The 13,951-nt window shown below is 73.9% G+C and carries 11 protein-coding genes; 2 read left to right on the top strand and 9 right to left on the bottom strand.

Annotation, left to right across the window (positions count from 1 at the left end):
* Positions 1 to 421: 421 nt before the first annotated feature.
* Positions 422 to 1,498: a cellulase family glycosylhydrolase gene (locus ACU616_RS18985; protein WP_446759972.1), complete on the top strand. Its 1,077-nt coding sequence runs from the start codon at positions 422 to 424 to the stop codon at positions 1,496 to 1,498.
* A gap of 62 nt (positions 1,499 to 1,560) precedes the next feature.
* Here the strand turns inward: ACU616_RS18985 and ACU616_RS18980 are convergent, their stop codons facing one another.
* From ACU616_RS18980 to ACU616_RS18945, 8 genes are all read right to left on the bottom strand, one after another.
* Positions 1,561 to 1,719, bottom strand: coding sequence for a hypothetical protein (locus ACU616_RS18980; protein ID WP_446759971.1), 159 nt, complete (start codon positions 1,717 to 1,719; stop codon positions 1,561 to 1,563).
* Between the two features lie 218 nt (positions 1,720 to 1,937).
* The gene (locus ACU616_RS18975; protein WP_446759970.1) at positions 1,938 to 3,443 is read right to left on the bottom strand and encodes a sugar transferase; all 1,506 of its coding nucleotides are present in this window, start codon (positions 3,441 to 3,443) and stop codon (positions 1,938 to 1,940) included.
* 136 nt (positions 3,444 to 3,579) lie between these two features.
* Complete coding sequence (locus ACU616_RS18970; RefSeq protein ID WP_446759969.1) at positions 3,580 to 4,872, bottom strand: oligosaccharide flippase family protein; 1,293 nt, start codon at positions 4,870 to 4,872, stop codon at positions 3,580 to 3,582.
* Positions 4,869 to 6,212 carry a hypothetical protein gene (locus tag ACU616_RS18965; RefSeq protein ID WP_446759968.1) on the bottom strand — a complete coding sequence of 448 codons (1,344 nt, stop codon included), beginning with the start codon at positions 6,210 to 6,212 and terminating at the stop codon, positions 4,869 to 4,871. Before ACU616_RS18965 ends, ACU616_RS18970 begins: the two co-directional genes overlap by 4 nt.
* Positions 6,213 to 6,264: 52 nt before the next feature.
* Positions 6,265 to 7,392: a hypothetical protein gene (locus ACU616_RS18960; RefSeq protein ID WP_446759967.1), complete on the bottom strand. Its 1,128-nt coding sequence runs from the start codon at positions 7,390 to 7,392 to the stop codon at positions 6,265 to 6,267.
* A 65-nt stretch (positions 7,393 to 7,457) separates the two neighbouring features.
* Positions 7,458 to 8,612, bottom strand: a complete 1,155-nt coding sequence (locus tag ACU616_RS18955) for a glycosyltransferase family 4 protein (protein ID WP_446759966.1) — start codon at positions 8,610 to 8,612, stop codon at positions 7,458 to 7,460.
* A gap of 168 nt (positions 8,613 to 8,780) precedes the next feature.
* Positions 8,781 to 9,773, bottom strand: a complete 993-nt coding sequence (locus ACU616_RS18950; protein ID WP_446759965.1) for a cellulase family glycosylhydrolase — start codon at positions 9,771 to 9,773, stop codon at positions 8,781 to 8,783.
* Positions 9,774 to 9,930: 157 nt separating this feature from the next.
* Positions 9,931 to 11,088 (bottom strand): glycosyltransferase, encoded by a 1,158-nt coding sequence (locus ACU616_RS18945; RefSeq protein WP_446759964.1) that lies wholly within the window; start codon positions 11,086 to 11,088, stop codon positions 9,931 to 9,933.
* A gap of 364 nt (positions 11,089 to 11,452) precedes the next feature.
* On the opposite strand from ACU616_RS18945, the gene ACU616_RS18940 reads away from it, so the two are divergent.
* Complete coding sequence (locus ACU616_RS18940; RefSeq protein ID WP_446759963.1) at positions 11,453 to 12,877, top strand: glycosyltransferase; 1,425 nt, start codon at positions 11,453 to 11,455, stop codon at positions 12,875 to 12,877.
* A 305-nt stretch (positions 12,878 to 13,182) separates the two neighbouring features.
* Here ACU616_RS18940 and ACU616_RS18935 read toward each other — a convergent pair whose 3' ends face one another.
* Entirely contained in the window at positions 13,183 to 13,944 is a 762-nt protein-coding gene (locus tag ACU616_RS18935) for an SDR family NAD(P)-dependent oxidoreductase (protein ID WP_446759962.1), read from the bottom strand.
* Positions 13,945 to 13,951 lie beyond the last annotated feature (7 nt).

The following is a 13,951-nucleotide window of genomic DNA, read 5'->3' as shown; positions in this document are numbered from 1 at the left end:
ACTGGGACCGTCCGCGGCCTGGCCGCCGGTGAGGACCGTGACCAGGGGCTTGCGCCGGGCTTCACGGGCCAGGTGCGCGTTCGTCAACCGGCCGCCGCGGATGCCTCCACCGGAGACCTCGCCTACTGCACACAGTACCGACACGCCGACTCGCCCGGCCGGCGAGTTCTCGGAGGTCGCCTGGTCCGTAGGCGAACATGAGAGGAGACGGAGCCGACCTCGCCGACCATGAACCGGTCCTCTCGCACTCCGTAGTGCTTGTGTGATGAGCCACGGATGAGTCCGAGTCCCCCGATCACAGGACCCGTGAGACGCCCTGCGCCATCACTCACCGCGGCCACCTCCGCGAGCCGGTCCGCCCTGCGCGTCTCACCGACCACATCAGCGCCCCGCATCCACGGAAGGGAACGGTCAAGACCCCATGTCCACGATGACCCGCCGCCGTTTCCTCACCGGCGCCGCGGCAGCAGCCGCCGCGCTCGCGGCCGGCACCAGCACCCGCGTCGCCCGGGCGACCCACACGGGCGTGACCGTCAGCACCACGACCCGCGCGTCCCGGATCGGGGTCTCCATCGGTGCCGCCGATCTCATGTATCGCGGCGCCGCGTGGCGTGATGCGCGTCTGGACGAGGCCGTCCACCTGGGCGCGAACTGGTTGCGCACCGACGCCAACTGGGCGTGGATCGAGGGCACTCGCGGCACCTGGTCGTGGGCCGAGCTGGACGGCCTGGTCGATGCCTGCGCTGCCCGCCACCTCCGTCCGCTCTTGGTCCTCGGCACCATCCCGACCTGGGCGCGCCCCGCGGAGACGCCAGAGACCCACGGGCCCACCACCCAGAACCAGCGCGACGGGTTCGCCGCGTTCTGCAACCGTGTGGCCACCCGCTACCGGGGTCGGGTCGTGCACTACGAGGTGTGGAACGAACCCAACCTCCCCCAGTTCTGGTCGAGTCCCAGCACCGACAGCTACGCCAAGTTGCTCAAGGCGGCGTATCCGAGGATCAAGGCGGGTGATCCTGGCGCTCGGGTGCTGGCCGGAGGTGTTGGTTGGGGGTCCACCATCGACACCGTCACCTGGTACCGCGACCTGTACGCCCGGGGCTGCAAGCCGTACTTCGACATTGCCAACACACACCCCTATCAGGACCCGTATTGGTCAAGGCAGGGCGCCTGGGACTCCGGAGAGCTGTACTACGCGGCTCACATCCGGGACGTGATGAACCAGAACGGGGACAGCGCCACACCGTTGTGGGGATCCGAGTTCGGCGCCCCCTCGTCGGGGGACAACTCCCTGACCGAGGACCAGCACGCCCGGTCGCTCGTCGGCGGTCGCGACCTGTGGTTCGGAAGAGAGCCGAACAGCGTGCTGTTTCTGTACACCATGCGCGACCGCACCTTCTACGGCGGCGCCGAGCGGGAGGATCACTTCGGGCTCACCCGCGCCGACGGCACCCCGAAACCGTTCCACGACCAGATGCGGAATTGGATCCTCGCCTGACCGACCGCCTTCGGAACCCACGGGTGACGCAACGGCGGCTCGGGTACGGGCCATGGACCAGCTCAGTGGGATCCCACGGGGAGCCAACGGCGGTTGCCCGGCGGGTTGCGCTGGTCGGGACGATCGAACGAGTCCGGGTTGTGCGGCTGCCCGCCGACGAGGATGTCGGGTCGGCAGATCCGCCGCGGAGAGATGAGCTGCACCGACTCGACCACGGTCACCCGGCGGCGCCGCTACGCCGGTCGCAGACTGGCCGATCACGCGACCACGCGCGGCCGGGCAGGCCGCCCTTCCCGGGTCTCGGGGGTACGAATGCAGCGACCGCAAGAGCTGTGGTGCTCTCCGTGAGTGATCGTGAGCGTCGACCTCGTCCGCGTCAGGGCTGGAGGAGCGTCGCCATCGAGCATTGGCCTGTCAACGCAGTAGGGAGTGGCCGTCGTCAGCCGCCCTGGCGTCGGACGACCTGTCCCACCGTCTTGACGATGATCTTCATGTCGAGCCAGGGAGACCAGTTCTCGATGTAGTAGTTGTCGAACCGCGCCCGCTCCTCGATGGAGGTGTCGCCGCGCAGACCGTGCGCCTGCGACCAGCCGGTCAGCCCGGCCGGGACCCGGTGGCGGGCGGTGTATCGGGGGATGTAGTCGGAGAACTGCTCGACGAAGTGCGGACGCTCCGGGCGGGGGCCGACCAGGCTCATGTCGCCTCGGAGGATGTTCCACAGCTGGGGTAGCTCGTCGAGCGAGCTGGCGCGGATGAACCGGCCGACGGGACCCAACCGGTCGTCGTGCTTGATGTTCCAGTTGGTCTGGGACTCGGCCTCGTCCACCGGCTTGAGCGACCTGAACTTCAGCACCTCGAACGGACGACCGTCGATGCCCACCCGGTGCTGCCGGAAGAGGATGTTCGGTCCGCCCTCCCACCGGACGGCCAGGGCGACCACTGCGAGCACCGGCGACAGGGCCAGGAGCGCCAGCCCCGACACCACCACGTCGACGAGTCGCTTCACCTTCCACCAGGGGCTGCGGAAGACGGCACGCCGTACGCGGACGAGGGGGATCCCCCACACCTCGTCGGTGTAGCGGTTGGCGTTGTGCAGCTCGAAGAGCCGCGGGACCAGGAACACCTCGACGTCGAGCCGGTCGCAGGTGCGCAGGATGTCGACGAGCTCGTCCTCGTCCGCCCCGCCGAAGGCCACGATGACGTCGCGGATCTCGTGCCGGCGGATGACCTGTCCCAGCTCCTCGTACCGGCCCAGCACGGGGGCGGGCAGCAGCGGAGGATCGTCGGCCGGCGGGTCGGAGTCGACGAACCCGACCGGGTCGAGTCCGTACGTCCTCCGCTCCTTCAGCGTGTTGGCGAGGCGGACGCCCACCGCCCCTGCGCCGACGATCAGCGTGCGGTGCCGGACCTTGCCGCGGCACCGGGCCCTGCGGACCACCGTGTACGCGATCCACCGCACCACGAGCACGGCCACCAGCAGCACCAGCGCGTGGAGCACCTGCCGCGGTGGTGGGTCGACGTGCGGCAGCAGGGCGATGAACGCCAGCTTGAGCGCGAAGCCGACCACGGAGGCCCCGAGGATGTAGGGCAGGTCGTCGAGCAGCGAGAGGTTCAGCCGCGACCGGTAGAGCCCGACGACGTAGAAGACCAGCACGTAGACCAGCAGGACGATCACATGGATCGGGTTGGCCGGTGCAGTGATGGCCGTGGCCACCACGAAAGCGATCACGTCGCCCAGCAGGAGGTAGGGACGGACGCCGCCACGCAACCACCAGGGTTCCGGATTGCGCCAGGGCTGTTCGAGTTCCAGCCGCCGGGCGGCCGGTCTCGGCGGCGGACCGGTGTCGGGCCGCGCCCTCTCCTCGGGATGCGCCGTCACTGGGTCGTTGACCTGGCTCAACAGCCCCACGTCGCGTGCGGGGTTCTCCCCCATGTGTTCAGCCACTGCCTCTCCTCGGCAGACCGGCCCGGCGCCTGTGTGCGCTCTTGCACGCCGGTCGCGCCCGGGACCTCAGTGCCCGTCGATCGTACGGTTCCTGGCGGACGGTCGCACACCGTGCGGACGACCCTGCGGGCGGTCGTCAGGGCTCGTCCCCGGTCACGGTCGTCGCGACCGGTGCACGCCGGGAGTCACGGGTGGTCACGAAGCGGATGGCGAGCACGACGGCGAGCACCAGGGCGCCGGCACCGGTCCCCCATGCACCGGCCGCCGCGCCGGGATCGACGACGAGCAGCGCGGCGGTCACGCCCACGGACGTCGCCGCTGCCGCCAGGGCACCGGCGCAGAGCCACCGCTCCTGGTTCTCGGCCAGGAGGGCGAACCACAGCAGGTAGCCGAGCAGGATGAGCGGTGTGGTCGCCGCCAGCACCCGCACGGCCGGGACGGCGGACTCCCACTGGCTGCCGAAGACGAGCGTGGTGACGGGGTCGGCGAGGAGCACACCCAGGACGGCCAGCGGGACGCAGAGCCCCAGGACCGCGACCAGGTAGCGCCGGACGTGGGCGCGGGCCGCTCCAGGCGCGTCCGCCGCGAGGGCCGCGATCCCCGGGAACAGGCCGATGCCGAGCGTGTGCGCGAGCGTGACGGCGGCGTCCAGCAAGCGCGTCGCCACGACGTAGTCGGCCAGGGCGCGTGTGGAGGCCATGCTGCTCACCAGGAGGGTCCCCTGGCGCCAGAGCAGCACCAGGGCGGTCCCCGCCACCGCGAGCCACGCGCTGCGCCGCAGCAGGGATCCGAAGGTGAGCCCGGCATCCGTCCCAGCGCCGGGGCGCAACCAGAGGGCCGCGATCGCGAGGACGGCGAGCTCCTTGCCCGCGACGATCCACAGCAGGGGGACGATCCCCGCGCCGGCCAGGACGGCCAGGGAACCGGCCGTGACGAGGAGCAGCGCGCTGATCCCCTGCAGGGCGCCCTCGAGGACGACCTTGCCGTCGCCCCGCAGCACCTCGGCCCAGAGGTTGAACACCGAGTTGGCGACCACGAAGACCGAGCACGGGACGAGCACGGAGGCGTCCACGTCCGCCGGACCGGCCAGGACGGCCACCAGACAGGTCAAGACCACGGCCACGACCGTCGACAGCGCCTGGGGGCCGAGCGCCGAGCGCAGCGCTGCGGGAGCCGTGGCGACCCTCGCCGCGACGTCCCTCCCGGCGAGGCTGGCCACCCCGAGGTCGGTGAGGCTGGCCATCAGCGTCACGGTGCCGAGCAGGAAGCCGTACAGCGCGACGGTGACCGGATCGGCCACCCGGGCCAGCACGACCACCAGGATCACGCCGACGAGGCGCCCGAAGATCCGCGAGATCAGCGCCGCGGCGACCCCGACGCGCACGAGCCTGCCCCGGGACAGGACCTCGTCGGGCTCGAGTGCTGTCACGTGCGCGCCTCCTTCGACGGCAGCCGTACCCGGTCCTGGCCGACGGTGAGGGCGGCACCGGTCGCGAGGCCGAGCAGGTAGAAGGTCATGAAGCCGGTGGGGTAGCTCCCCAGCGTGGTCCTCGAGATCCAGTCGACGACCGACACCGCGAGCACGGCCAGGCCCAGCCACGCGGCGCCGTCGTCCCGCCGCGCCGGCTCGCTCAGCCAGCCGGCGTACGCGACCACGACGGCCAGCAGGGCGACCACCCCCACGAGACCCACGTCGGACAGGACCTGCGCCCAGGACGAGTCGAGGAAGGACGGATCGCCGGCGAAGAGCGCGGCGCTCTCCCGGTTCGGGTCGTAGGCCGGCGCCGCGGAGACGAGCCCGGCCTCGGCCCGCGTCGATCCGGCGCCCAGCGCTCCCACCCCGTTGCCCCGCACGAGGGAGGAGATCCCCTGGTAGGCGACCCCCCACGCGTCGAAGCGCCCGTTGAGGGTGAACAGCAGCGGTCGGACCGGTCCTCCCGGGACGGTGGCGGAGACGAGGTAGACCCCGGCCGCGAGGACGGCCCCGGCCGCGGCCCCGACGACGCCGACCGCGGCCGCGCGGGTCTTCCCCTGGCGCAGCAGCACCACGATCGCGAGGACGGCGAGCTGGAGGACGGCGGTGCGGACCTGGGTGGCACCGAGGACGGCGGCGACCGAGATCCAGAGGACGACCGCCTGACGTCGGGACGCGACGGTGAGGGCCAGGCAGGCCCCGAGGACGGCGAACGCGGCGAGGGAGAAGGACTCCTCGAAGGACCCGGGGCTGCGCAGGGTGCCGCCCGAGCTGAGCCGCACCTGGGAGCCGAAGGCGTAGCCCCACTGGTAGACCAGCGCGTCCGGGCCGACCGCCTGCTGGATCCACGCCAGGACCGCCTCGGCTGCCAGGAACGCGGTCATCGCGTGGACGAGGTGCCGCAGCGCGGCCTCCGGCCGAGGCGTCACCAGACCGGTGAACAGCAGGAGCAGGGGCTCGAGGAGCAGACGGGTGCCGAACACCCAGCCGCCACCGTGGTCCCCCCCGAGGTCGAGCAGGTACAGGCCGACGAGCACGGTCAGGGGGAAGCCAACGGAGAGCGGCGGCAGCCGGGCCGCCAGGGAGGTGCGCCCCTGGAGGACCGCGAGCACGGTCACGCCCAGGAGCAGGACGACGAGGGCGTCCTTGGCGACACCGAAGGAGTCCGAGATCCGGAGGCGCAGTTCCGCCGTCGTCCCGAAGAGGAAGACGACGGCCCAGGGCGCCAGCCAGGGACGGCGCACCAGGAGCCAGGACGCGGCGAGCGCGATCCCCAGCCCGAGGACGACGAGCATCAGCCGCCGCCCGGAGCACGTGCCGCGGCGGTGCCGGACCTGCCGCGCACGGTCATCCCATCATGAGGACGGCGTCCGGCGGGCGCTCCCACTGCCGGCTGAGTCGTTGCACGGTCCGGACCTCGCGCAGCGGGGCCCCTCGCTCCACCGCCAGCACGATCGCGGTGGCCTCCCGCAGGGCCGGTGCCACGACGGTCGTCGTCGGGTCAGCCGTGACCCGCACCCGGTTCTCGGCGGGCCCGACGTCCACGAGGGTGCCGCCGTCCGTCACCGGGACGTGCTCGTCAGCCGGGCGGTGCGCGGGGATGGTGTCCCGGAGCACCGCTGCCACCTCCTGTGCGGCCGCCACCGAGGCCGCGCCGGCGGGCACGACCACCACTCGGTGCCCGATGCCGGGTCCGCCCAGCCGCTGCAGGTCCTCGACGAGCCGCTCGGACCCGGGTACGACCTGTCCGGCACGGATCACGCCGGCGGGGAGCCCGAACATCTCGCCGGCGTCCCGTGCGGAGGAGACGCGAGACGGCCGGGCGGAACGCACGGCGAGGAACGCGGCGGCGAGGAGGAGGCCCAGGACCCCGCCCGTCGCCGCGTCGCGGGGCACCGCCGGTCCGGTCTGGCTGGGCGGGGTGGTGCTCAGGACCCGGACCGGGTCCGCGGTGCGGGCGAGGACCTCCGCCCGGGCGCGGAGGTCCTCGGCGGCTCCTCCGTCGGAGCCCGCCGTGGGGTCCGCAGCAGCGGCGGCCGCGGCCGCGTTGGCCGCGTCGACCGCCTGCTGCCGCGTGACCTCGGCGAAGGAGCTGACGACGGCGTCGAGTCGGGCGGCGGTGTTCTCGGCCTCGGACCCCGTGACGGAGACCGTGATGACGCCGGAGCCGGGGCTCGGCGTCACGGTGACCACCTCCTGGAGGTCCGTCCAGCCCTCACCGGTGCCCAGCCGGCTCACCGCCGGGGCGAGGACGGACTCGGACGCGGCCAGCGCTGCGGCGTCGGCGAGCTCCCGGTCGGCCGATGCGGGGTTGGCCCCGGGGAAGACCACCGGGTCCTGGGAGGGCGGGGTGTACACCACCGTCGACTGCGCCTCCCACTGCGGGCCACCGGACAGGCTCACGGCGACGCCCGCAGCAGCACCCAGTACGGCCGCGAACAGCGGTAGCCCGAGGAGCCGCCACAGCCGGGCCACGCCCCCACGCTCGTCGAGCGCGTGTCGGCCCCCGGAGTTGCGGGAGTTCCCGAGACCGCCGGACGTCACGTCCGCCGTCCGGGCGGGACCGACCAGGCGTCGTAGATCTCGTTGACCTCGGACACCCACCGGTCGAACGGGAACGCCTCGACCAGACGGCGTCGTCCGCCGGCGCCCAGCTCGGAGGCGCGTGAGGGCGACCCGAGGACCTCGACCAGCGCCCGGCCGAGCGCCCGCGGCGCCCGCGGCGGCACCAGGAGCCCGGTCACGCCGTGGTCCACCATCTCCGCGAGACCGCCGGTGGCCGTGGCCACCACCGGGACACCGCCGGCCATGGCCTCGAGCACCGCGTAGGGGAAGCACTCGATGTTGTAGGAGGCGAGCACGAAGACGTCGGCACCGGCCGCCAGGAGCGGGGCGTCCACCCGGGCCCCGAGGAAGTGCACCTGGTCGAGCCCGGCCTCCCGCGTGAGAGCCTCCAGCTCGGCGCGCTCGGGGCCGTCGCCGACGATGACGAGGGACGCCTCAGGCACGTGACGTGCGACGTCACGCCACGCCTCCAGGAGGTCGCGGTGGCCCTTGTCCGCGCGCAGGGCGCCCACCACGACGGCCACCGGGCCCGGGGGCTCCGCGGGCAGAGCCGCCCGCAGGGCCGCTCGCCCGTCCCCGGGCGTGGTCGCCGGGAGGCTGTTCTGCACGACCTCCATCTTCCCTGTGGGGAGCTCGAGCTGGTCTCGCAGGTAGGTCACCTGCGTGTAGCAGACGGCGGCATAGCCGTTGACCAACCCGCCGAGCGCCTTCTCGAGGGCCCGCTCCCGGGCTCCTCGGTGCCCGATGTGCCCGTAGGTGTGCTTCCACACGACGTAGGGCACCCGTCCACCGGCCATCGCGCGGTGCTGGAGGAGCGCCATGCGCACGGGCAGGTCCGCAGCGAAGTGCTGCGCACTGACCACGGCCGGCCGGTGACGGTGGAGGTGCCCTCGTATCGCGGCCGCCGTCCGCAGCACCCCGCCGGCCCCGGCGGGCTCGGGGACCAGGTCGACCGGGATGCCGGAGCTCCTCAGCTCGTCGCCGTAGGGTCCGTCGCGGAAGGTCACCACGCGCGAACGCCAGCGCCGCGGGTCCAGGTGCTGCGCCAGCAGCACGACGTGCCGCTCGGCTCCCCCCAACTGGAGCGCGGGCAGGACGAACACAGCGGTACGGGGGTTCGACTCGGTCATGCACCGTTCCCGATCGGTCGGCGGGCCCGCGACGCCGTCCCGATGCCACCGCCGGCCCCGAATCCGGACGTCACGGGAAACACGATCCCCAGACGCGCTCGCCGCCGCAAACGCGGGGACACGGCCGGGGAACGCCAGGATCGACAGAAGCCGTTCGTGGACCCGTGGTCATGGTCCTGCGTCGCCGGATGGTCCTGGCGCCCCAGCGCGCTGCTCCGCGAGTCGGCCGTTGGCGGTGCGCAGGGCGTCCCACGCCGGCTTGGGACTGCCATCCAGCCGCACCAGCCCGAAGTTGTTCTCATATTCGTTCCAGTCATCCCGATCACGGATGGTGAACACGAACGCGTGCGTCACGTACGGGTACTGCTGCTGCACCATCGCCACCGCCCGACCCAGGTAGTCGGCCTGGGTCGCCTCGTCCACCCCGGCATACCAGCCCTCCCCCGCCCCCGTGCTCCACCCGAACTCGGTGAACCACACCGGCGTGTCGGCATCCCCGGCCGCAACCATCACCTCCCGCAACCGCGCCACGTTCGCGATCCGGTACGGGTGCTCAGCCGCCGGCGCCTCCGGCGGCTCGGACACCGGCCCCTGATACGGATGCACCCCGACCGCGTCCAACCACTGCCCACCCCCGGCCGCGTACAGCCCCGCGATCCAGTCGCTGGCCACCCCACTGGTCCCTCCCGAGACCACCACTGCACCCGGATCCCCCGCCCGCACCCCGGCGAACCCCGCCCGCAACACCGGCACATAGGCCCCCGGATCGACCTGCCCACACCCGGTCCCGGCCGAACAGTCCGGCTCGTTCCAGATCTCCCACGCCGCCACCCGCCCCGCGTACCGCCCCGCCAGCCACGCCGCCACCCGCTGGAACTCCCCCACCTGCTCCGGCGCCGGCAACACCGTCAAGCTCTCCGACCCGCTCAACCACCGCGGCGTACAGCCCAGCGTGGCCAACACCTGCAACCCCCGCGCCCGCGCCGCCGCCACCGTCGCGTCCAACCGCTGCAGATACCACGACGACACCACCCCCGGGCCGCCCTCCTCCAACGAGCACCACCCCACCCCCACCCGCACCCATCCCGACCCCGACCCGGCCACCCGATCCAGCATCGCCTCGTTCACCGGCCAGTCCCGCCACAACGAGAAGACCTCCACCCCCGTCTCCAACACCCGCCCCGGCGCCTCCCCGGGTGTCTCCGCGCCGTCGCCCAGGCGGAGGACGAGGACGCCGGCGAGGACGACCGCGGCAGCTGCGACGAGGACGCGGCGAGCCCGTCGTCGGAGCGGGTGGGCGGGCGCGAGGGACCGGTCGTCAGTCGGCGAAGCCATGGCGGCCGGTCCGCGATGCTCCTCCACGGGCGCGCGCAGCGAGGACGTCCCGGTACACGCCGAGGACCGAATCGGTGCTGCGACGGACGTCGTGGTGCCGCAGCACGTGGCGGCGCGCCTGTTGCCCTTCGCGGTCGGCCGCCTCCCGGTTCCCCAGCCGGGGGACGAGCGCGGTTGCGAGGGCGGTCACGTCCTCCGGTGGGACGATCGCCGATCCCGCCTCGTCGGGCACGGCTTCGCGCGCCCCGGCGACGTCGGTGACCACGACGCTCCGTCCGCAGGCGGCCGCCTCGAGCGGGACGAGCGCCATCCCCTCCCACCGGGACGGCAGGACGACCACGTCGGCCGCCAGGTACCAGTCCAGCGGGTCGGCTCGCCCCACGAACAGGACCCCTTCCGGGGCCCGGGCCGCAAGCTCCTCTCGGTAGGGGCCGTCGCCGACGAGGGCGAGCATGACGCCGGGAACGGCCTCCCGGACAGCCGGCCACGCCTCGAGCAGCACGTCCTGGCCCTTCTGGCGGCTCAGCCGGCCGACGCACACCGCGAGGGGGCTGGCCCCGACGCCCAGTCGGGTCCGCGCCATCTCACGGTCACCGGGCGTGAAGCGCTCCGTGTCCACTCCGTTGGGGACCACGACGGTCCTGTCCTCCAGCCGCAGGCCGGCGCGGAGCCCGGCCTCGCACTCCGCCCGGCTCACGCAGACCACCCGGTCGGTCCAGCCGAGCGCGCGGCGCTCCCACTGCAGCGAGGCCAGGCGCACCGGGCCCTCGACGGCCAGGAAGGACCAGGCGTGCGGCTGGTACACGGTGGGGATCCGGCCGCGCAGGGCCAGCCGGCCGGCCAGCCCGGCCTTCGCGCTGTGCAGGTGGACGAGGTCGGGCTCCGCCTCGCGTGCCAGTCGTCGGAGCCGCAGCGCCTCCGACGGCACCGTCGGCCCGGGTGCACGCGACGCCGCCCAGGGCAGGACCTCGGCTCCCGCTGCCGCCGCCTGCGCCGGCAGGTCGCCCTCGGGAGGGCAGGCCACGGCGACGTCCCAGCCCTGGGCCGCCTGGTGCCGAACCAGGTCGACGACGCAGCGCGCGACGCCCTCGGTGGTCGGCTGCGACACGTGCAGGACACGTGGGGTCACCACGTCACCCATGCCCTCTCCTCTCGTGGACCTCCGTCCGCTCCGCCGCGCTCTCGCCATGGGCAGTCCCGAGCGGGAGTGCCGTGGGCCGGACAGCCCCATCCTCGGACCTCGCGGCTCCGCCCGCGCGGCCGCGGTTCGGGAGCCCGGCGGTGAGCGGTCCGGCATGCGGAGAACCGCCGCGGTCGGGAAGCTCACCCGCGTGAGATCCGCGTCCTCGTCAGCAATCCCGACGGCGCCGGGGGACCACCGGCCTGGCGCACCGCTGCGGGTGCTCGTCGTCCCGGCCGCTCAAGCACAGCGGGACAGGCACCCGGGCCCGGAGGACGACCGTGTCCTCCGGCTGGTCACCGCCACGGAACGGCTCCGGCCCAGCGTGTACCGGCTGCGTGGCGGGCCGGGGCAGGTCCTCACCGACGCGGGCCGACTCGTGGCGGTGCTGCGCTCCCTCGACCCGGACGTGGTGCTCGCCGACGGTGCGACGGCGGCCGCGGTCGCCGTCAGCGCGGGGACGATCACCGGTCACCGGGTGGTCGTCGTCCGGGACGACGGCGATCCCGCGCTGCCGGCGGGGCTCGCCCGCCGAGCCGCGGCCGTCCTCACGTCCGCACCGGGGCCGGGTGCCGAGGACGAGGCAGACCGGTTGCGTCTCCCGGTGGCCGCCTCCGGAGGGGACACCGGGCCCCGGTCCAGCGAGATCGCCCACCGACTGGCGGGAGTGCTGGCCGAGGTGGTCGGGCGACCGGGGGCGGGCATCGACCCGGCGACCGCTCCGGCCATGAGCGTCGTGGTCCCGGTCTACCGGGAGGGAGCCCTTGTCGACGACCTCGTCCAGGCCCTGCTGCCCCAGCTCCGTGAGGACGACGAGCTCGTCGTCGTCGACGACGGCAGCCCCGACGACACCGGCGAGCGGGCGGAGCAGGCGGCGGCGCGTGATCCCCGCGTCCGCGCGGTGCGCCGGGCGCAGAACGCCGGCGCGGGCGCGGCCCGGAACGCCGGTGTGGCGGTGTCCCGGCACGCGCACGTCGCCTTCACCGACGCCGGCTGTCACTGGTCCGAGGGCTGGCTCGACGGGATGCGGACGCCGTTCGCCGAGACGCCAGCGCCGGACCTCGTCGCGGGCGCCTACCGGGTGAGCCGGCGCTCGGTGTTCGAGGCGGCGTCCGCCGTGGGGTGCTACCCGGACGTCGCGGAGGTCCGCCGGGCCGGTCCCGTGACCACCGCCTGGTCCGTGCTCTTCGGGCGCCGCTTCGACCCGACGCGCCCTGCCGGGCGGTCCGTCGCCGTCACGCGATCGGCCCTCGATGCCGTCGGGGGCTGGCCCGAGCACATCCGCGTGCACGAGGACCTCGACCTGAGCCGGTCGATCGCCGAGCGCGGGCTGCGCTGCGTGCTCACGACCGACGCCGACCTGGTGTGGGACCAGGCGGGGGTGCGCGGCACCGCCCGGATGTACGTCCGCTACGGACGCGGTGACGCCGAGGCCGCCGACCGCCAGGCGCTGGTGCGGGACCTCGGGCGGGCCGTGGCCTACCTCGTCGGGATCGTGGGGTGGGCCGTCGGCGGTCGTGGGGTGCGCGCCGCGCTCGCTGCCGGAGGCGTCGCCTATGTGTGGGTGCCCGTCGGCCGGGCCCGCCGCGAGGAACGACCTCTGGCCACCGCCACCCTCGTGCCCGTGGTCGTCGTGGCGAAGGACCTGGCCAAGGTCTGGGGCGCGCTGCAGGTCCTGGTGGAGAGGGCGGCCCGCCGTGCGGGGGGCCGCGAGGAGCAGTCCGTCGAGCACCGGGTCGACCGCCGGTGACCGACGCCGTCACCGAGGGAGCGGCCAGCCAGTGGACCACCCGGTCAGCGACCCCGCTCGTCCACCGCCGGTGCGGGGTGCTCGTCGAGGACGTCGGCGTGGAGGAGGCACGGGAGAGACACGACGGCCGGCGCCGGACACCCCGTCGGGACGGCGCTGGTGACCGCCGATGACGAGGTCCTGGGCGGCGCGGGCCGGCGCACGCGTGGGCCCGGCAGTCGCCGGGGACGACCGTCCCGCTCGGTTCCGTCCTCGGCCGCCCGACGTCGGCCTGACGTGGTGGACGACCGGGGTGCCGCAGACCCTCAGAGCTGGATGCCGCGGGTGAGCGCGCCGTCGACGACGAGGTTGGTGCCGGTGGTGAAGCTCGACACCGGGCTGGACAGGAAGACGACGGCGCGGGCCATCTCCTCCGGCGTCCCCATGCGGCCGGTCGGGTTGAGCGCCAGCGACTCGGCGAACAGCTCCGGGTCCCCGTTCTCGATGCCCTGCCAGAACCCGCCCGCGAAGTACGTGTTGCCCGGCGAGACGACGTTGGCGCGCACCCCGCGCCCGGCCAGCTGGAACGCCAGGCCGGAGACGTAGCCGACGATCGCGGTCTTCATCGTCCCGTACGGGCCGGCGGCGAAGTCGGCCTCGCGCCCCGAGACGCTGGAGACGGCGACGATCGAGCCGTTCGGACTGGCCTCCAGGTGCGGGACCGCGGCGGTGGCCAGCCGCACGGTGTGCATGAGGTCGACCTCGAAGGAGGCGTACCAGTTCTCCTCCCCCGCGCCCGCCGCGAGCGCGCTGACGTTGGCCACCACGGCGTCCAGCCTGCCGAGCCGGCCCGCGGCGGCCTCGACCCAGCCGGTCAGCGCCGGCCCGTCCCGCACGTCGAGCCGCGTGCCGGTCGCCCGGCCCCCGCGGTCGGCGACCGCCTTCTCCGTCGCCTCGATCTCGGCGGCGTCGCGGGCACAGAACTCCACGACGGCGCCCTCGTCGACGAACGTCTCGACGACGGCGCGGCCGATGCCGCGGGTCCCGCCGGTGACGAGCACGCGGGCGCCGGTGAGCTGCAGGTCCACGGGTACC

This window comes from Geodermatophilus sp. URMC 62, assembly GCF_052931475.1.
Note: the sequence above shows the minus strand (reverse complement) of the source record. Positions and strands in the feature narration are given on the sequence as shown.